18 protein-coding genes are annotated in these 18,886 nt (G+C 53.7%); all 18 read left to right on the top strand.

What is annotated here, in order from left to right:
- Positions 1 to 15 precede the first annotated feature (15 nt).
- The 18 genes from ftsH to lysS all read left to right on the top strand — a co-directional run bounded on the left by ftsH (position 16) and on the right by lysS (position 18,863).
- Positions 16 to 2,073 (top strand): ATP-dependent zinc metalloprotease FtsH, encoded by a 2,058-nt coding sequence (ftsH, locus tag NSQ46_RS00295; protein ID WP_007132890.1) that lies wholly within the window; start codon positions 16 to 18, stop codon positions 2,071 to 2,073.
- Positions 2,074 to 2,295: 222 nt separating this feature from the next.
- Positions 2,296 to 3,234: a quinolinate synthase NadA gene (nadA, locus tag NSQ46_RS00300; protein ID WP_028406008.1), complete on the top strand. Its 939-nt coding sequence runs from the start codon at positions 2,296 to 2,298 to the stop codon at positions 3,232 to 3,234.
- A gap of 39 nt (positions 3,235 to 3,273) precedes the next feature.
- Positions 3,274 to 4,890, top strand: a complete 1,617-nt coding sequence (gene nadB / locus NSQ46_RS00305) for an L-aspartate oxidase (protein WP_251537913.1) — start codon at positions 3,274 to 3,276, stop codon at positions 4,888 to 4,890.
- Positions 4,880 to 5,755, top strand: a complete 876-nt coding sequence (nadC, locus tag NSQ46_RS00310; protein WP_251537912.1) for a carboxylating nicotinate-nucleotide diphosphorylase — start codon at positions 4,880 to 4,882, stop codon at positions 5,753 to 5,755. The genes nadB and nadC overlap by 11 nt, the downstream gene beginning before the upstream one ends.
- Positions 5,752 to 6,516 carry a type III pantothenate kinase gene (locus tag NSQ46_RS00315; RefSeq protein ID WP_251537911.1) on the top strand — a complete coding sequence of 255 codons (765 nt, stop codon included), beginning with the start codon at positions 5,752 to 5,754 and terminating at the stop codon, positions 6,514 to 6,516. Before nadC ends, NSQ46_RS00315 begins: the two co-directional genes overlap by 4 nt.
- A 52-nt stretch (positions 6,517 to 6,568) precedes the next feature.
- Positions 6,569 to 7,453: an Hsp33 family molecular chaperone HslO gene (hslO, locus tag NSQ46_RS00320; RefSeq protein ID WP_251537909.1), complete on the top strand. Its 885-nt coding sequence runs from the start codon at positions 6,569 to 6,571 to the stop codon at positions 7,451 to 7,453.
- Positions 7,454 to 7,476: 23 nt separating this feature from the next.
- Entirely contained in the window at positions 7,477 to 8,412 is a 936-nt protein-coding gene (locus NSQ46_RS00325) for a peptidyl-prolyl cis-trans isomerase (protein ID WP_028406003.1), read from the top strand.
- 403 nt (positions 8,413 to 8,815) lie between these two features.
- The gene (gene cysK, locus NSQ46_RS00330) at positions 8,816 to 9,754 is read left to right on the top strand and encodes a cysteine synthase A (RefSeq protein WP_007132897.1); all 939 of its coding nucleotides are present in this window, start codon (positions 8,816 to 8,818) and stop codon (positions 9,752 to 9,754) included.
- Between the two features lie 202 nt (positions 9,755 to 9,956).
- Positions 9,957 to 11,618: an anthranilate synthase component I family protein gene (locus NSQ46_RS00335; RefSeq protein WP_251537906.1), complete on the top strand. Its 1,662-nt coding sequence runs from the start codon at positions 9,957 to 9,959 to the stop codon at positions 11,616 to 11,618.
- Between the two features lie 4 nt (positions 11,619 to 11,622).
- A complete protein-coding gene (pabA, locus tag NSQ46_RS00340; protein ID WP_007132899.1) occupies positions 11,623 to 12,204 on the top strand; it encodes an aminodeoxychorismate/anthranilate synthase component II in 582 nt (193 codons plus the stop codon).
- Positions 12,201 to 13,088, top strand: coding sequence for an aminotransferase class IV (locus tag NSQ46_RS00345; RefSeq protein ID WP_144879015.1), 888 nt, complete (start codon positions 12,201 to 12,203; stop codon positions 13,086 to 13,088). Before pabA ends, NSQ46_RS00345 begins: the two co-directional genes overlap by 4 nt.
- On the top strand, positions 13,085 to 13,945 hold the full coding sequence (folP, locus tag NSQ46_RS00350) for a dihydropteroate synthase (RefSeq protein WP_007132901.1): 861 nt from the start codon (positions 13,085 to 13,087) through the stop codon (positions 13,943 to 13,945). Before NSQ46_RS00345 ends, folP begins: the two co-directional genes overlap by 4 nt.
- A gap of 38 nt (positions 13,946 to 13,983) precedes the next feature.
- Positions 13,984 to 14,346, top strand: coding sequence for a dihydroneopterin aldolase (folB, locus tag NSQ46_RS00355; RefSeq protein ID WP_007132902.1), 363 nt, complete (start codon positions 13,984 to 13,986; stop codon positions 14,344 to 14,346).
- Between the two features lie 7 nt (positions 14,347 to 14,353).
- A complete protein-coding gene (folK, locus tag NSQ46_RS00360; protein ID WP_251537904.1) occupies positions 14,354 to 14,902 on the top strand; it encodes a 2-amino-4-hydroxy-6-hydroxymethyldihydropteridine diphosphokinase in 549 nt (182 codons plus the stop codon).
- On the top strand, positions 14,854 to 15,060 hold the full coding sequence (locus tag NSQ46_RS00365; RefSeq protein WP_251537895.1) for a helix-turn-helix transcriptional regulator: 207 nt from the start codon (positions 14,854 to 14,856) through the stop codon (positions 15,058 to 15,060). The genes folK and NSQ46_RS00365 overlap by 49 nt, the downstream gene beginning before the upstream one ends.
- A 337-nt stretch (positions 15,061 to 15,397) precedes the next feature.
- On the top strand, positions 15,398 to 16,423 hold the full coding sequence (dusB, locus tag NSQ46_RS00370) for a tRNA dihydrouridine synthase DusB (protein WP_007132905.1): 1,026 nt from the start codon (positions 15,398 to 15,400) through the stop codon (positions 16,421 to 16,423).
- 213 nt (positions 16,424 to 16,636) lie between these two features.
- Complete coding sequence (gene greA / locus NSQ46_RS00375; RefSeq protein ID WP_007132906.1) at positions 16,637 to 17,113, top strand: transcription elongation factor GreA; 477 nt, start codon at positions 16,637 to 16,639, stop codon at positions 17,111 to 17,113.
- 238 nt (positions 17,114 to 17,351) lie between these two features.
- Positions 17,352 to 18,863, top strand: coding sequence for a lysine--tRNA ligase (gene lysS, locus NSQ46_RS00380; RefSeq protein ID WP_144871511.1), 1,512 nt, complete (start codon positions 17,352 to 17,354; stop codon positions 18,861 to 18,863).
- Positions 18,864 to 18,886 lie beyond the last annotated feature (23 nt).

The following is an 18,886-nucleotide window of genomic DNA, read 5'->3' on the forward strand; positions in this document are numbered from 1 at the left end:
GAGAGGAGGTAGGGGATGAGTCGGTTCATCCGGAATTCTGGTTTTTATTTGATTCTATTTTTGGTCGTGGTGGGCATAGTACAATTCGTCACTAACGGTGGCGAACAGGCCGAAGCCCCTAGTTATAATCAGCTGCGGCAGGAAGTTAAAGATAACAAGATAAAGGAAATGACGGTTCAATTCGACGGCTACGCGTATCTGGTGACTGGTAAGTATAGGGAAGTCACCGACGAGAAGAAGTCGGAGAATTTCTCGACCTACATTCCGGCTACTGATGCGGCGATGCAGGAATTGACCGCAGCCAGCGAGAGCAACGATGTAAAGCTGACCGTGGTGCCGATGGAAGGCCAAAGCATTTGGCTGACACTGCTTTCATCCTTTATTCCGCTCGTGATCATGTTCGTTCTGTTCTTCTTCCTGTTCAATCAAGCTCAGGGCGGCGGCGGCAAAGTGATGAACTTTGGCAAGAGCAAAGCCCGCTTATATAATGAAGAGAAGAAACGCGTTACGTTTGAAGACGTAGCCGGTGCTGACGAGGAGAAGCAGGAGCTCGTTGAGGTTGTCGACTTCCTGAAGGATCCGCGCAAATTCAACACCGTCGGCGCCCGCATTCCGAAGGGTGTGCTGCTTGTCGGTCCTCCGGGAACCGGTAAGACGCTCCTGGCTCGTGCGGTTGCCGGTGAAGCAGGCGTTCCGTTCTTCAGTATTTCCGGTTCCGACTTCGTGGAAATGTTCGTCGGTGTCGGTGCTTCGCGTGTACGCGATTTGTTCGAGAACGCGAAGAAGAATGCGCCATGTATTATCTTCATTGACGAGATTGATGCTGTGGGCCGTCAACGCGGCGCCGGCCTTGGTGGCGGACATGACGAGCGAGAGCAAACGCTCAACCAATTGCTCGTAGAGATGGACGGTTTCGGAGCGAATGAAGGCATCATTATCGTCGCTGCAACGAACCGCCCGGATATTCTGGACCCGGCGCTGCTGCGTCCGGGACGTTTTGACCGTCAGATTACCGTGGATCGTCCGGATGTTAAGGGACGTGAAGCTGTACTGAAGGTGCATGCACGCAATAAACCGCTGACGAAGGATGTCAAACTCGACATTATCGCGAAGCGTACGACTGGTTTTACAGGCGCGGACCTGGAGAACCTTCTGAACGAGGCGGCTTTGCTTGCCGCACGTCGTAACCGTAAAGATATATCGATGACGGAAGTCGACGAGGCAATCGACCGCGTGATCGTCGGTACCGAGAAGCGCAGCCGCGTGATCAGCGACCGCGAGAAGCGCATCGTTGCTTATCACGAAGCCGGTCATACGATTGTCGGTTACTTCTTGGAGCATGCGGATACCGTGCATAAGGTAACGATTATTCCTCGCGGCCGCGCCGGCGGATACGTCATCATGATGCCGAAGGAAGACCGCATGCTCGTGACGAAGCAGGAATTGCTTGACCGCGTAACCGGGTTGCTCGGCGGACGCGTGGCGGAAGAGCTGTTCATCGGAGAAATCGGAACCGGGGCATACAGCGACTTCCAGCAGGCAACCAGCATTATCCGCAGCATGATTGTGGAATACGGTATGAGCGAGAAGCTCGGTCCGATGCAGTTCGGCACATCCCAAGGACAAGTGTTCCTTGGCCGGGATATCGGGCACGAGCAGAACTACAGTGACCAAATCGCTTACGAGATCGATCAGGAAATGCAGCGGTTTATCACCGAATGCTACGAGAAGTGTAAAGAGCTTCTGTCCAAGCATGCCAAAGAGGTTCATTTGATTGCGAATACGCTCCTGGAGAAAGAAACGCTGGAGCTTGAGCAGATTAAGAATCTCATTGAGACTGGAACAGTCGAAGGCAACGGCGGTGGCGAAGGATCCGGCTCTTCCGAGAATGGCGAGCCAACGATCGACAACATCGGTGATGTCCGCGTCCGTATTCAAGGGAAGGAAGAAGGCCAGCAGCCGACTTCTACGGAAGAGATTCCGAACAACCCGATGGATTCGAATCTGGATCGTAAGGATTCAGAGCGTAAAGATCCTCCTGGCGGATCGGATAATGATAGCAGTCTAACGTAAATTCGCTGAAATACTCGTATTTGGAATAAAAATGAAGAACCGGAGAACGATCATTCGTTTTCCGGTTCTTTTTGTGCTTCTTATCACATTGACAGGGATTAGAGGTCCGTGTACATTAGTTGTTAAATAAGGATGCGCATCCTTTCACAAAGGTTGCGAACGTCCTTCAAACATGGTCATCAAGCGGCTAATGCCGGATAACATAAGGGGAGAGGGTCGATCATGGAAGCTTTGGCACTGGAGCGCAAGGCAGAGCAGAACCGCGTGCTGCGTGAACGGTTAATGGAGTTGAAGAAGGAACGCAACGCCATCATTTTGGCGCATTATTATCAACGGGATGAAATTCAGGAGGTCGCCGATTTCCGGGGAGATTCCTTTTTGCTGGCTCAGAAGGCGGCCCAGACGGATGCCGAGACGATCGTCTTTTGCGGCGTGCATTTTATGGGAGAAAGCGCAAAGATATTGGCGCCGAATAAAACGGTGCTTATTCCTGACGAGCGCGCAGGCTGTCCGATGGCCGATATGGTAAACGTTGACGGGCTGCGCAAGCTGAAGGCCCAGCATCCGAATGCCAAAGTGGTCACTTATATCAATTCATCGGCCGAGATCAAGGCGGAGACCGATATTTGCTGTACATCCTCGAATGCGGTCAAGGTCATTCAGTCGGTCGATTCCGATGAAATCATTTGGGTCCCTGACAAAAACCTGGGGCATTACGTCCAGCAGCACACCGACAAGAAGCTGATCATCTGGGAAGGGTACTGCAATACGCATGATATGTTAACCGTGAAAGATGTGGTGGAGATGAAGGCGAAATATCCGAACGCCGAGTTCGTCGTGCATCCGGAATGCCGGCCGGAGGTTGTCGCTATGGGCGACTTCGTAGGCAGCACCACCGCCATTCTGGAATACTGCAAAAACTCGCCGGCCCAGGAATTTATCGTAGGAACCGAAGACGGAACCGGCTATCAGCTCCGTTTGGACAGTCCGAATAAATCCTTCCATTTTGCGACCAAATTCCTCGTATGTCCGAATATGAAAGTGAATAATCTCAAAAAGCTGGTCAAAGCTCTGGAGACGATGAAGCCGCAGATTTACGTACCTCCTGTCGTTGCAGAGAAAGCCAGAACTTCCCTAGAGCGCATGTTACAAGTTAAGTAGCATGCGCTACTCTTTCGCGAGAAGACAGGTGAGACGAGCGTGATACCGCAGTATTTGATCGATTTTGACCTAAAGGACCTGCCGGTAAAGAAGACGGATGTGATCGTCATCGGCTCCGGCATCGCCGGATTATATACCGCCATTCTGGCAAGTGAGCATCATAAGGTGCTGTTGATTACGAAGAAATCGCTGCTCGAGAGCAATACGCGCTATGCGCAAGGCGGCATCGCAGCCGTGACGGCGGAGGACGATTCACCGGCCTATCATCGGCAGGATACGCTGCTTGCAGGGGCCGGGTTATGCTCCTCGGCGGCGGTGGATGTGCTGGTTAACGAAGGACCGGCCGGTGTCCAGGAATTAATCCGTCTCGGGACGATGTTTGACGTCGAGAACGGGGAGCTCGCTCTAACGAAGGAAGGAGCCCATAGCCACCGCCGAATTCTCCATGCGAATGGGGATGCTACCGGCTATGAAATCGTACGCGCCCTTTCCATTCAAGTCGAAATGCTTCACAATATAGAGGTGTGGGATGATCATTTTGTCATCGATCTGGTTACCGATCAAGGCGAATGCCATGGAGCGATTGTCCAGTTGCCGGACGGGAAGCGGATCTTCGTGCGGGGCCAAGCAACGATTATGTGCTCCGGCGGTGCCGGTCAGCTGTACCGGTACACGACCAATCCCGAAGTTGCGACCGCCGATGGAGTCGCGATGGCCTATCGGGCGGGCGCCCAGATTCGGGACATGGAGTTTATTCAGTTCCACCCAACGGCGCTGAGTTATCCGGGAGCACCGCGGTTTCTGGTATCGGAAGCGGTGCGCGGAGAAGGCGCCGTGCTCCGGAATATTAAAGGCGAGCGCTTCATGCACAAATACCATGAGCTGCTGGAGCTGGCGCCCCGGGATATTGTCGCCCGGGCGATTGTGAGCGAGATGGAGGAGACGGGCTCCACGTTCGTCTACTTGGACATTACCCATGAATCCCCGGAGATGGTCAAACACCGGTTCCCAACGATTTACGAAACCTGCATGCGGTATGGTCTTGATCTGACCTCCGATTGGATTCCGGTCTCCCCCGCTGCGCATTATATGATGGGGGGCATCAAGACCAATCTGTACGGGGAGAGCAGCGTGAAGCGTCTGTTCGCCTGCGGAGAAGTGTCCTCGACCGGCGTTCATGGCGCGAATCGCTTGGCCAGCAACTCGCTGTCCGAAGCGGTTGTATACGGAAGCCGCATTGTTGAACGGATCCGGCAGCTTCCGAAACGGACGGAGCGATCCCTTCATGTATCCTTCGGGCTTGGGCGCAAGGATGCGCCTTCCCAGGCTATGGTCGAAAAGCGGCTGAAGCTTCAGAAAGTGATGGTCCGGTATGCCGGTCTTCGCCGTAACCGGGACACCCTATTACGGGCGGCCGAAGAGCTTGGCCGGCAGCTTCCCTTGTTTCAAGCGGTATTGACCAAACGCGAGGAGTACGAATTTGCCAATATGCTTACGGCCTCACTGCTGGTCGTTCAAGGCGCGCTGTGCCGTGAAGAGAGCCGGGGGGCCCATTACCGCGAGGATTTTCCGGAACGAAATGATGATGCATGGAAGAAGCATATCGTGCACACCCGGGATCAAGATAGGACGGAGGAAATAAGCGATGATGTTTAACGGTTACCATGACGGCCTGCTCCAGAGTATTCGAACCTGGCTACAAGAGGATGTAGGCTCTGGAGATATTACGACCCTTACGACGATTGAGCCCGGACATGAATCCAAGGCCGTGATTCACGCCAAGGAATCCGGGATCGTGGCCGGCATGCCGGTTGCGGAGCTGGTCTTCGAGACGGTTGACCCGACACTGGTGTTTAGGTCGCTGGTTCGGGACGGCGAGCGGGTGGAGAAGGGAACCGTTCTTGCTGAAGTGGAAGGGTCTACGCACCGTATATTGACAGGGGAGAGACTGGCCCTTAATCTGCTGCAGCGTTTGTCCGGAATTGCAACCACGACGCGCGCTTATGTCGAGGCGCTGGAAGGGCTGCCGACCCGGCTTGTGGACACGCGGAAGACGACGCCGGGCCACCGGATGCTTGAGAAGTACGCTGTCCGCGTAGGCGGCGGGTCGAACCACCGGTTCGGCTTGTATGATGCCGTCATGATCAAGGATAATCATATTAAAGGCGCCGGCGGCATCCGCCAGGCGGTAGACCGCGCAAGAGCGAATATACCGCATACGATGACCATCGAGGTTGAGACGGAAAGCCTTGAACAGGTAGAGGAAGCGCTGGATGCCGGTGCAGATATTATCATGCTCGACAACATGAATCATGAGCTGATGACCGAGGCGGTTCGAAGAATCAAGGCGAGATCGCCGCATGTTCGGGTCGAGGCTTCCGGCAATGTATCACTTCAGACGGTGCGCGGCATAGCGGAGACCGGGGTGGACGTCATTTCGGTCGGTCGGCTCACCTATTCGTTCCACAACCTGGACATCAGTTTAGATCTAAACACCAAGAAGGGAGGAGCAGGGGTTTGATTCTGGTCGTAGACGTAGGCAACACGAACATCGTGCTTGGCGTGTATCAGGGCAAGCAGCTGCTGCACGATTTCCGAATCAGCACGTCACGCCAATCCACGGTGGATGAATACGGCGTGCTGATCCATAATTTGTTTCAAATGTCGAATATAACGGTAAGCCAAATTGAAGGAGTTATCGTCTCTTCCGTTGTTCCGCCGCTTATCCGAGTGGTCGAGGAGATGTGCAGCAAGTATATTGGCAAGACTCCGTTGATCGTCGGCCCTGGCATTAAAACCGGCCTTAATCTGCGGTATGAGAACCCGCGGGAGGTCGGTGCCGACCGGATCGTCAACGCCGTTGCTGCGATCGAGCAGTACGGAAGCCCGGTCATTGTCGTGGATTTTGGGACGGCAACGACCTTTGATTGCATCGATAAAGATCGAAATTATCTGGGCGGGGTTATCGTTCCAGGAATCGGGATCGCTACCGAAGCCTTGGTGCAGCGTGCATCGAAGCTCCCCCGCGTAGAGCTCGAGAAGCCGAAGAAGGTGATCGGACGCAATACGGTCCACGCCATGCAAGCCGGAATCGTATACGGATATGCCGGACAGGTCGACGGGCTGGTTAAACGTATAAAAGCCGAGATGGGGACGGACAATGTTAAGGTTATCGCAACTGGGGGATTGGCAGAGCTGATCGCGAGCGAAACGGAATCCATCGAAGAGATTGCGCCTCTGCTTACGCTTGATGGACTGCGCATCATTTACGAACGCAACTAAGCCCGGGATTCGGGGTAAAACATAACAACTAGAAGACAAGGAGGGCCTTAGGATGGACCAACAAAAAGACCGCATACTGCGGGGAACTGCATTAGGCGGGAAAGTGCGGGCCTTCGCCGTCCGGACCACGGATCTGGTCGAGGAGCTGCGCAGCAGGCATGACACGTTCCCGGTCGTTACAGCCGCTTTAGGCCGTACCGTGTCGGCAGCAGCGATGATGGGAGCGATGCTGAAAGGCGACGAGCGCCTCAGCATTCAAGTACGCGGGGACGGGCCGATCGGCTTGATCGCCGCAGAGAGCAACGCCAACGGCGAGGTGCGCGGGTATGTTCACAATCCGCATGTCGAGCTGACGAATATCCGCCCGGGCAAGATGGATGTGGCTGCTGCCGTCGGACGCACCGGTTATATTCACGTCATCAAGGATTTGGGGTTGAAGGAGCCCTACCGCGGCAGCGTGCCGATTATTTCAGGCGAGCTGGCCGAGGATTTTACGTATTATTTTGCCGTATCCGAACAGACGAACTCCGCAGTCAGCCTTGGGGTGCTCGTATCGCCTGACTATACGGTCGCCAATGCTGGGGGATTCATCATTCAGCTTCTTCCGGGAATCACGGATGAGGAGATCACGGAGCTTGAGCGTGCGCTTGGCGCCATTCCGCCGGTGACGAAGATGCTGGAAGAGGGGCTCAGCCTGGAGGACATCCTGAAGCGGGTTGTACCGGATGTGAACATTCTGGATGAGATGGACGTAAAGTTCAGCTGCGACTGCACGCAGGAGCGGGTCGAGCGAGCCTTGATCAGCTTGGGACACGATGAAATTCAACAAATGATTGATGAGGACGGTAAGGCGGAAGTATCCTGCCATTTCTGCAACGAAACGTATACCTTTGATGTAGAACAGCTAAAATCCGTGCTAGAGCGGGCCAAATCTTAAACGTTAAGGATTGAGCGACCGTGATGACGAGACAAGAGAAGGGATTGTGGGCGACCGTCATTGTCTTGACAGCAGGCGTACTGGTCATGGGCAGCTACATGCTGTTCTCCGGGGAAGGTCCGCGGGCAAGTTCTCCATCAGGGAATGGGCCGTCTCCGGCTGTTGCCACCATTCAGGACAAGGCGATCACAGAAGATGAGTGGGTTCGCGAGCTGAAGAAGCGATACGGGCATGACATGCTGATGACCATCCTTAACCGGAAGGCCGTAGCATTAGAGGCCGAAGCGAGGGGCATCGACGTTACGAAACCAGAGCTGGAAGCGGAGATCGACATGATGAGCCGAGCTTACGGCTCGAAAGAACGTTTTTTTGCGGAGATGGAAAGTCAGCTTGGCATCTCAGAGGAAGAGTTGAGAATAGAGACGACCTATCGGTTGCTCCTTGAAAAAATTGCTACGGCCGATGTGCATATCGATGAGCAGCAGATTGATTCCTATCTTAAGCAGTATCCGGATCAATTTCGCCCCAAGAAACAGCTGAACTTATCGATGATTGAGGTCGCGTCGGAGGCTGAAGCGAATCAGGTCATGGACCGGCTGGAGGCCGGAGAAGACTTTGCGGATCTTGCCGCCGAGGTTTCCTTGGATGAGTATACCCGGGGCGACGGCGGGAAGATCGGCTTGGTGGAGGAAGATGATCCTTTTGTACCCTCTGAGCTGATGGAAGCTGCCCTGACGCTGGAGGCCGGAGATATCGCAGGACCGATCCGGCTGGAGGACAATTATGCCATCGTGTATGTGGAAGAAATCGTGGAGCCGAAGGCCCCGAGCGAGGAAAGCATCCGCGAATCGGTCCGAAAACAGCTGGCGCTGGAGCAGTCGATATCGTTGACGGAGCTTGAAGAGCGGCTTCGGGAGAAATACGAAGCGCGCATCGTTGCAAGCACAGTGACCTTATGACTTATACTGATACATCAATCCGAGCAGAATAGCTCCTGAGGGAAGGATCATCCTTGCTTCGGGAGCTTTTTTTGCTAAACGGCTTTCATAAAGCATTTCCAGGAGCATTCTTTCTCTGGCAGACTCGTCCGAAAGATGCAGGGAAGAATACCTAGAAAAGCTTATTTTCAACGCAAAGTGTTATTGACAATGGCCTTTATCGTTGATAAGATGAAAGTACAAAAACCTACCTATTTACTCGGATTAAGTAAAGGCCGCAGGCATGAGTTATCGTCAGTGCGTTTAGCGGCTCTAATGATTTCGACATCACGGATGGGCTATGCATATACACGATGACATGGCTTGCCTAACAATGTTATGTATTCATGGAAACACACCCATATTTATGAGGAGGGCTTCATTCATGGCAAAAGTCGTAAACAATGTGACAGAACTCATCGGCGATACACCCCTTGTGCGCTTGAACCGGATCGTGCCGGAGGACAGTGCGGAGATCTATCTGAAGCTGGAGTACCAGAACCCGGGAGCCAGCGTTAAAGACCGGATTGCGGTCAGCATCGTAGAGGAAGCCGAGAAGGAAGGCCGTTTGAAGCCGGGCGATACGATCATTGAAGCAACGAGCGGCAACACGGGAATCGGGCTGGCGATGGTGGCTGCGGCCAAAGGCTACAAAGCGGTCATCGTTATGCCTGAAACGATGAGCTTGGAACGCCGCAACCTGCTGCGCGCATACGGCGCCGAGCTTGTTCTGACGCCAGGCTCCGAGGGAATGAACGGAGCGGTGAAGAAGGCGGAGGAGATTTTGAAGGAGAACTCCGGATTTTTCATGGCGGAGCAGTTCAAGAACCAAGCGAACGTAAAGATTCACCGTGAAACGACCGGTCCTGAAATTGTAGAAGCGATCGAGTCGATCGGCGGCACGCTGGATGCATTCGTAGCCGGGATCGGCACAGGCGGTACGATTACGGGTGCCGGCGAAGTGCTGAAGAGCCACTACCCTGACATTAAAATCTATGCGGTTGAGCCTGCAGCTTCCCCGATTTTGGCTGGCGGCAAGCCTGGCCCGCATAAAATTCAAGGCATCGGGGCGAACTTCGTTCCGGAAATTCTGAATCAGGAAATCTATGATGAAATCATTCATGTCGAGAATGAGGAAGCCTTCGAAACCTCCCGCCGCGTAGCGAAAGAAGAGGGCGTTCTTGGCGGAATTTCTTCCGGTGCAGCTGTTTACGCCGCATTGAAGGTTGCCAAGGAGCTCGGCAAAGGCAAGCGCGTGGTTGCCGTTATCCCGAGCAACGGGGAGCGCTACCTTAGCACGCCGCTCTATAACTTCGAGGCATAAATCGTTCATACAGCGTTGCCCTCAATGTGTTCATAGCATTGAGGGCTTTTTGTGTATACTACAACCATATTCGGCTGCTTCTGAACGTAAAAAAATATTGTTGGCCAAGCATGTTTTTAGGGTTTTCAAGCGAGGCGGGATACAGTATACTGACAGGCAACAGTAAGGGTTTATGCGTTCAATACTATAAGGGAGGATCGGCATGAAGAGAAGATTGGATTTGGCCCATTGGCTTGCGTGGGCTGCGGAGGGCTGGTCCGTACTTCCCTATCTGGTTCAATATAAAGGAAGTTCCAGAGGACTTCCTCCATCATGGAAGCAGGCTTGGAGATCGGCTTCTCCCTATGCTTTCGTATTCGAGAGCGGCAAGGGCGGACGTTATACGTATCTTGGCCTGCAACCGGCGTCCATCCTGCAGGGCAAGGGAGATGAGGGAGAGATCCTTACGCTGTCTACCGGAGAACGGCAAAAGGTTGCGGGTAAACCGCTGCATCTGCTGGAGAATTGGATGCATTCCTTTCGTGCGCCGCGGATTCAGGGGTGGCCGGATTTTCGCGGAGGCTGCGCGGGCTTTCTCAGCTATGACGTCATCCGCTCCATCGAACAGCTGCCGGCCTTGGCCAAGGACGAGCCCGGCTTCCCCGATTATTTATGGATGCAGATGAATGAGATTTGGATCTACGACCATAAGGATGATTCGATCTACTGCTCGATCCATGTTCCGTGGGATGGCCACAAACGGCAAGAGGATCAATCTGGTTTAAGCGATAAGTCCGCTTCGGGGAAGAATCAGGCTTCCGGTCTATCACCGGAGCAGGAGCTTTCGCTACGACAGCGGTACGCCGAAGCCGAGGCAAAGGCAGAGCGTATGCTGGCTGCATGGAACGACTTGTTCGGCCAACCTTTGGAAGCCGGAGGCGAGGGCGAGTCCGAGGATTCAAGGCAGCGACGCAAGCGTGTGGAAAGGGCCGGGCAGCTGTCAGGACCTCATGTGGAAGGCTGGGACCGGCTCGAGATTGATTTCTCGCAGGATGCGTTTCAGCAGGCAGTGCTGGCCATCCAGGAGTATATAAGGCAAGGGGACGTGTTTCAGGTTAATCTGTCCCTCAGGCGGCATCTGAAGCTCCACGGGGATCCGGCAGAGGTCTATGAATGGATGCGGATCTTGAATCCGTCCCCTTACATGGGTTACCTGACGTCGCCGGGATTCAGTCTGGCCAGCGGATCGCCGGAGCTGCTGGTGAAGGTGGACGGCGATATCGTATCGGCCCGTCCGATTGCAGGAACCCGGCGCCGCGGGGGCAATCCAGAAGAGGATGCGGCGATGGAGGCTGAGCTTCTCGGCAGCGAGAAGGAACGCGCGGAGCATATCATGCTTGTTGATCTGGAGCGCAATGATATTGGCCGGATTGCAGCTTACGGCACCGTTCATGTCCCGGAGCTGATGACGGTGGAGCGGTATTCGCATGTCATGCATCTCGTATCGCAGGTCGAGGGACGGCTAGCGGAGGGCAGCAAGGCGTATGACGTCATTGCCGCCGTATTTCCTGGAGGCACGATAACGGGCGCACCCAAAATCCGGACGATGGAAATCATTGAGGAGCTGGAGCCGGTTACGAGAGGGCCCTACACCGGTTCGATGGGCTGGATTGACTATAACGGGGATATGGAGCTGAATATTATTATCCGAACCCTTGCGGTGAAGGGTGGGATCGGCTACATTCAGACGGGGGCCGGCATCGTGATCGATTCGGATCCTTATCGGGAGTACAGGGAGTGCCATAACAAGGCAAAGGCTTTGATTGCAGCCTTGATGTGCAGTGAAGAAGAAGCTGCAGCCGTAGCTGCGGATATAGGGGGATAAACGTATGATACTTGTGATCGACAATTATGATTCATTTACGTACAACCTGGTTCAGTATTTGGGTGAGCTCGGTGAGGAAGTTAAGGTATTCCGGAACGATGAGATCGATATTGCCGGCATTGAAGCGCTGGCGCCGGATCATATTCTGATCTCCCCGGGTCCGTGCACACCTAACGAAGCAGGCGTCAGCTTGGAAGTCATATCCCATTTCAAAGGCGTTATCCCGATCTTCGGCGTTTGCCTGGGGCATCAGGCCATCGGCCAGGCCTTCGGCGGCAAGGTCGTCCGGGCCGAGCGGCTCATGCACGGCAAGACCTCGCCGATCCATCATGAGGGCCGTTCCGTCTTTGAGGGGCTGCCAAATCCGTTCACGGCGACGCGTTATCATTCGCTGATCGTTGAGAAGGAAAGCCTCCCGGACGAGCTGGAGATTACCGCTTGGACCGAAGAAGGCGAAATTATGGGGCTTGCCCATAAACAGTACCCGGTGGAAGGCGTGCAGTTCCATCCGGAATCGATCATTACGGATCATGGCCATCAAATGCTCCGGAATTTCCTGAAGCGGACCGCAGGTGCCAAGGCATGAAATTTGTCGGCTTGAACGGCGGCATTGTCGAAGCTGCCCGGGCTGAAGTGTCTGTGTTGGACCACGGATTGTTATACGGGATGGGCGCGTTTGAGACGTTTCGCACCTATAACGGCCAGCCGTTCCTGCTGGAGCGGCATCTGAACCGTCTCGCTGAGAGCTGTGCATGGATGGGCATCGAATATCAGGCGGATCTGGAGTCCATCCGTGCCTGGATCACGGACCTAATGAACGCGAACGGGCTGGCGGATGCCTATATCCGTTATACGATAACGGCCGGCGAGGCTCCTCTGGGGCTGCCGTCCGGCAATTATGTCAAACCGGCGCAAATCTTGTTTGCCAAAGCACTGCCTGGGACGAATGGATCTTTATACGAGAAGGGACGGGCGCTGCGGCTCCTTTCTCTTCCCCGAAATACGCCGGAGTCGCCGGTCCGGATGAAATCCTTGCATTATATGAATAATATACTCGCGAAGCGGGAGCTCGACCGTTACCCGACCCATTCGGAAGGACCGGCTGAAGGCTTGCTGCTAACAGCTGCCGGCGAGCTGGCGGAGGGAATCGTCAGCAACGTGTTTTTCGTGAAGCAGGGACGGCTGTATACGCCTGACCTCGGGACAGGCATTCTCCCCGGCATTACGCGGGCAGTTGTGCTGGAGCTGGCAGCGGAAGCCGGGATTCGAACCGAGGAGGGGCGCTACCGCTGGCGTGATCTGCTGGAAGCGGACGAAATATTTACGACTGGCTCCGTTCAGGAGATTGTACCGGTAACGACATTGATTGGCATAGACGATGATCGTCAGGTCGTTGGAGCAGGAACAGCCGGTCCGATCACCCGGACTTTGCTCGGAGCCTATCGAGAGAAAGCAGGGTTGCACCAATGAAAACCACGATATATGAACGGGAATACCGACTTAGCGAAGAAGCAGTCCTAAAGCTGGGACAATCGACGCTGATCATGGGGATATTGAATGTAACGCCGGATTCGTTCTCTGACGGCGGCCGGTATAATGATACGGAGCGGGCGCTCGCGCATGCGATGCAGCTGATCGAGGACGGAGCCGATCTGATTGATATCGGGGGGGAATCGACCCGCCCGGGTCATGAGCCGGTCGGAGTAGATGAGGAGCTCGCCCGGGTTATTCCGGTTGTGGAAGCGATCCACCGGCATGCCCCCCATATTCCGTTGTCGGTCGATACGTATAAGGCCGAGGTAGCCCGCCAGGCGATCCAAGCCGGCGCTCATATTATCAACGATATATGGGGGTTCAAAGAGGATCCGGACATGGCGAGAACAGCGGCGGAGCTCGGCTGCCCGGTTATCCTGATGCATAACCGCCGGAACCGGGATTATACCGACCTCGTGGAAGACGTGAAACGGGATTTGATGGAAAGTGTCGAAATTGCTCGAGCGGCCGGGGTGAAGGATGAACATATTTTGCTGGACCCGGGAATCGGGTTTGCGAAGGATTATATGGAGAACCTGCAGGTGATGGCATCGCTGGACAAGCTGGTTGAGCTTGGGTTTCCGGTGCTCCTGGCAACATCGCGCAAACGGTTCATTCAGACGACGCTCAATGCGCCTGCCCAAGATGTGCTGGAAGGAACAGCGGCTACGCTGGCTTACGGCATCGCGCAAGGCTGCCAGATCGTTCGGGTGCATGACGTGCTGCATATGAAACGCACGGCGAAGATGTGTGATGCGATGGTATATGCCTCGCCGGAACTGCGCCGGATGTGATTTTTTTATCAGATTGGATGGAAGGGCGGAGCTAGAGAATGGATAAAATGATATTGAGCCGGATGGAATACTACGGTTATCATGGTGTGTTTGAGGAAGAGCGCAAGCTTGGCCAGCGTTTTTACGTCGATCTGGAGCTTGAGCTGGATCTCAGCAAGGCTGCGGCTGCCGACGATCTGACATTAACGGTAAATTATGCCGAGATTCATGAGCTCCTTCAAGGCATCATGCGGCAGGAGTCCTTTCAATTAATTGAAGCTTTAGCGGAGCATATTGCAACTAAAGTACTGGACACTTATACTATTATCGATGCTTTAACGGTCCGATTAACGAAGCCGCACCCTCCTTTTGATATTCATTTCGAAGGTGTTACCATCGAGCTCCATCGGACCAGAAAGTGAGACGATCATGAATTCACACGCCACCTCTGAGTGCTCAGAGGCTTATATTGCTTTAGGGGCCAATTTGGGGGACCGTGAAGGGAACCTGATGGAGGCCCTCGAACGTTTGGATGACACGCCCGGCATTCAGGTGCTGCGAGTCTCCAATCTATACGAGACCGAGCCTGTAGGTTATATTGATCAGCCAATGTTCCTCAACATGGCGGCGGTTGTGTCGACATCCTTGAGTCCGCACGCGCTTCTTGCCGAAATGCAGCGGATAGAGAAGGAACTCGGCCGTGTCCGTCATATTCATTGGGGACCGCGGACGGTTGATCTGGATTTGCTGTGGATGGAGGGACGCCGCCTGGATACGCCGGAGCTGATGCTCCCGCATCCCCGCATGCAGGAGCGTTCGTTTGTTCTTAGGCCGCTTTCCGATATCGTATTTGAGGATGAGCCTTCCGGCTTGTACCGGGTGGTGCAGACAGCTCTTGCGAAACTGGAAGGAAAGGAAGGAATACAGCTTTGGAAAACAAGCAGCTGGCGCAGCGTATCCGCGCTTTCCGAAAATTAAAGGGTTTGACGCAGCAGGAACTGGCCGAGCGCACGGGCATTTCGCTGGCCGTGCTGGGGGCCGTTGAGCGGGGTAATCGCAAGGCCGAGGAGCAGATCCTTGCGAGGATTGCCGAGGTACTTGGAATTTCGCTGCAGGAGCTGAAGGCAAGAGGCTGATGCCCCGCTCGCCATGCATGTTATGTCGAAGCCGTGGCTCCGGAAAATGGAGATCCATGGATCACCTGCAAACCGAACAACCTCGATTTCGAAATCTCTTTCGGGAATTTCTAAGTCTACTGCATGTCGTCAGGGTATGAACTGCGTGCAGCTTGCTAATCACTATACCGTAACCTAGGGAGCAAGGCGCATTGGACATCCTGCCATCCTTTCATGAACTGGACGGGCGTGACGGAAATGGGTATGATGAATGAGTTTGAGAATTACGGATTCACTTTCTAGTCAGAGAGGGGATCATTCAGCGATATATATTTGAAGTAAAAAGGAGGGACATAACATGTTGAAAATCGGAGACATCGAGATGAAGAACCAGGTTGTTCTCGCCCCGATGGCGGGCGTGTGCAACCCGGCATTCCGGCTGATCGCCAAGGAATTCGGCACAGGCTTGGTCTGTGCGGAGATGGTTAGCGGCAAAGCAATTGTGCATGGGAATAAACGCACGCAGGAGATGCTGTTTGTCGACGAACGGGAGAAGCCGCTCAGCCTTCAGATTTTCGGCGGCGACCGCGATTCTCTCGTCGAGGCTGCAAAAGTTGTCGACCAGCAGACCAATGCCGATATCATTGATATCAATATGGGCTGTCCGGCACCTAAAGTGACGAAAATGGATGCCGGCGCCCGCTGGCTGCTGGATTCGAATAAAATTTACGAAATGGTGGCCGCCGTGGTGGATGCCGTGAACAAACCGGTTACGGTGAAAATGCGTACCGGCTGGGACAGCGAGCATATCTTTGCGGTTGAAAATGCGCAGGCGGTAGAGCGCGCGGGCGGCCAGGCCGTCAGCGTCCACGGACGTACGCGGGAGCAGCTGTATACCGGACATGCCGATTGGAACATTATTCGGCAGGTGAAGGAAGCTGTGTCGATTCCGGTCATCGGCAACGGAGACGTTGTCACGCCCGAGGACGCCAAGCGGATGCTGGATACGACCGGCTGCGACGGGGTCATGATCGGCCGCGGTGCGCTGGGTAATCCTTGGATGCTGTACCGCACCGTGGAATATCTGAAGACAGGCGAGCTTCTTCCGGATCCGACGCCGCAGGAGAAGATTCGCATTGCTATTTTGCATATGGACCGGTTGATTGCCCTTCGGGGTGAGCAGGTAGCGGTCAAAGAGATGCGGAAGCATCTTGCTTGGTACCTCAAGGGTCTCAAGGGATCTGCCCGGATCAAGGATACCATTATGGAAGAAACGAAACGGGATGAAATGGTCAACATCCTGAACAGCTTCGTGGATTCACTCGAGGATCAAGGGGAGACGACCGCTAGTGCGTATCCTCAAACAGTTGCAGCGGTTGGATAATGATACGCTAAAAAGGCTGTTAACGGTGTGCCGTATATATCACCGCTGACAGCCTTGGCGCACATTGACTTTTTGAAATGGTTACCATATAATCTTTCAGTATAAATTCCAAGAAAGAAGCTTGCATCACGGGGAGGTTCTGATCCCCAAGAATTCGCATATAGTATGGTGATACCGTGGTATAAATTATTTACATGACAGGAGAATCGGTTAATGAGCGATAAAGAAGTCATTCTTACACAGGACGGTCTGAAGAAGCTGGAGGACGAACTTGAAAATCTAAAATCTGTGAAACGCCGCGAAGTGGCAGAGCGGATCAAGGTTGCCATCGGCTATGGCGATATTAGTGAAAACTCCGAATATGAAGACGCCAAGAACGAGCAGGCCTTTATCGAAGGACGAATCATTACGCTGGAGAAGATGCTCCGCAATGCGCGTATCATCAACCACGATGACATTAACACCGATATCGTCAGTGTCGGCAATACCGTTATCGTTGAAGATCTGGAGTTTGGCGACAAGATGGAATACACGATAGTGGGTACGGCAGAATCCGATCCGCTTAACAATAAGATTTCCAACGAAAGCCCTGTCGGCAAAGCGATCATCGGCAAGGCCAAAGGCTCGGTTGTTGATGTTAACGTTCCAGCGGGCGTTATTCAATATAAAATTGTAGATATTAAGAAGTAAGTCGGAATGTGATTGCGAAAGCTTCCTTCGGGGGGCTTTTTTAAATTAGATAGCTGTGTATAGGACTTAATCGTGTGATGCTGCGAAATGGGCAAGCCATACCTTTAAGTCCTTGGCGAATATGCACCCCTGCAGGAAGATGTAGTCACGAACGAAGAGCTCGGACGGCGCTGTGTGATGCTGTTATTTGTTGGTGACGGGACTATGTATGGAAGTGAAATGAAGGAGATGAGCGACAATGACGGAAGAAATCAATAACCAGGAACAGGAGCAGGAGCTAAGTGAGCTTCTGCAGATTCGACGCAATAAATTGGACGAGCTTCGGAAGCTTGGCATCGACCCGTTCGGGGGAAAATACGAAAGAGAGCATCATGCCGGCGATATCGTGAAGGCGTATGACGCACTTTCCAAGGAAGAGCTCGATGAGAAGCAGGTGGAAGTGAATCTGGCCGGCCGGATTATGGCCAAGCGCGGCATGGGTAAGGCTTCTTTCGCCCATATCCAGGATTTGAGCGGTCGAATTCAGATTTATGTTCGTCAGGATACGGTTGCCGAGGCACAGTACGAAGCGTTCAGCATTCTCGATCTTGGGGACATCATCGGCGTGAAGGGTGTTCTCTTTAAGACGAAGACCGGTGAGTTAACCGTGAAAGTGATGGAGATTGAGGTTCTTTCAAAATCACTGTATCCGCTCCCTGAGAAGTTCCATGGTTTGAAGGATGTGGAACTTCGTTACCGTCAGCGTTACGTCGACCTGATCATCAATCCGGACGTTCAGAAGACCTTCATTACCCGTTCCCGCATAATTCAGTCGATGCGCCGTTACCTCGATTCGTTAGGATATCTTGAGGTGGAAACGCCGACCCTGCATTCGATCGCGGGGGGAGCTGCCGCCCGTCCGTTTATTACGCATCATAATGCGCTCGATATGGAGCTGTACATGCGTATTGCGATTGAGCTTCATCTTAAGCGTCTGATCGTGGGCGGATTGGAGAAAGTATACGAGATCGGCCGCGTGTACCGGAATGAAGGGATCTCGACCCGTCATAATCCGGAGTTCACCATGATTGAGCTGTATGAAGCATATGCCGATTACAAGGATATTATGGCCCTGACCGAAAACATGATCGCTCACATTGCCCAGGAAGTACTGGGCACGCAGGTCATCAATTATCAAGGGCATGAAGTCAACTTGAAGCCGCAATGGCGCCGCGTATCCATGGTGGATGCGGTTAAGGAAGTTGTCGGGGTTGATTTCGGCGTTCAGATGACGAATGAGGAAGCCCACCGCCTGGCAAAAGAACATAAAGTGCCGGTTGAGCCGCATATGACCTTTGGCCATATTCTGAATGCGTTCTTCGAGCAGTTCGTCGAGGAGACGTTGATTCAACCGACTTTCGTTACCGGTCATCCGGTTGAGATTTCGCCGCTGGCGAAAAAGAATGACGCCGATCCGCGCTTTACGGACCGCTTCGAGCTGTTTATCGTAGCCCGCGAGCATGCCAATGCATTCTCCGAGCTGAATGATCCGATCGATCAGCGCCAGCGCTTTGAAGCGCAGCTGAAAGAGAAGGAGCAGGGGAACGATGAAGCGCACGAGATGGATGAGGATTTCCTGCGTGCACTGGAGTATGGCATGCCGCCGACAGGCGGACTCGGCATCGGTATCGATCGTTTGATCATGCTGCTGACCGATTCACCGTCCATCCGCGATGTACTGCTCTTCCCGCATATGCGTAATCGTGAGTAGTTGAAGATGTTCTTACGATGAGA

This window comes from Paenibacillus sp. FSL M8-0142 (genome assembly GCF_038597315.1).
In the GTDB taxonomy this organism is placed as follows: Bacteria; Bacillota; Bacilli; order Paenibacillales; family Paenibacillaceae; genus Paenibacillus_AQ; species Paenibacillus_AQ lactis.

Bases quoted from the DNA above. Each gene is read 5' to 3' on its own strand.
- ftsH (WP_007132890.1), top strand. From the start codon at position 16: ATGAGTCGGTTCATCCGGAATTCTGGTTTTTATTTGATTCTATTTTTG.
- nadA (WP_028406008.1), top strand. From the start codon at position 2,296: ATGGAAGCTTTGGCACTGGAGCGCAAGGCAGAGCAGAACCGCGTGCTG.
- nadC (WP_251537912.1), top strand. From the start codon at position 4,880: ATGATGTTTAACGGTTACCATGACGGCCTGCTCCAGAGTATTCGAACC.
- hslO (WP_251537909.1), top strand. From the start codon at position 6,569: ATGGACCAACAAAAAGACCGCATACTGCGGGGAACTGCATTAGGCGGG.
- NSQ46_RS00325 (WP_028406003.1), top strand. From the start codon at position 7,477: ATGACGAGACAAGAGAAGGGATTGTGGGCGACCGTCATTGTCTTGACA.
- cysK (WP_007132897.1), top strand. From the start codon at position 8,816: ATGGCAAAAGTCGTAAACAATGTGACAGAACTCATCGGCGATACACCC.
- NSQ46_RS00335 (WP_251537906.1), top strand. From the start codon at position 9,957: ATGAAGAGAAGATTGGATTTGGCCCATTGGCTTGCGTGGGCTGCGGAG.
- pabA (WP_007132899.1), top strand. From the start codon at position 11,623: ATGATACTTGTGATCGACAATTATGATTCATTTACGTACAACCTGGTT.
- NSQ46_RS00345 (WP_144879015.1), top strand. From the start codon at position 12,201: ATGAAATTTGTCGGCTTGAACGGCGGCATTGTCGAAGCTGCCCGGGCT.
- folP (WP_007132901.1), top strand. From the start codon at position 13,085: ATGAAAACCACGATATATGAACGGGAATACCGACTTAGCGAAGAAGCA.
- folB (WP_007132902.1), top strand. From the start codon at position 13,984: ATGGATAAAATGATATTGAGCCGGATGGAATACTACGGTTATCATGGT.
- folK (WP_251537904.1), top strand. From the start codon at position 14,354: ATGAATTCACACGCCACCTCTGAGTGCTCAGAGGCTTATATTGCTTTA.
- dusB (WP_007132905.1), top strand. From the start codon at position 15,398: ATGTTGAAAATCGGAGACATCGAGATGAAGAACCAGGTTGTTCTCGCC.
- greA (WP_007132906.1), top strand. From the start codon at position 16,637: ATGAGCGATAAAGAAGTCATTCTTACACAGGACGGTCTGAAGAAGCTG.
- lysS (WP_144871511.1), top strand. From the start codon at position 17,352: ATGACGGAAGAAATCAATAACCAGGAACAGGAGCAGGAGCTAAGTGAG.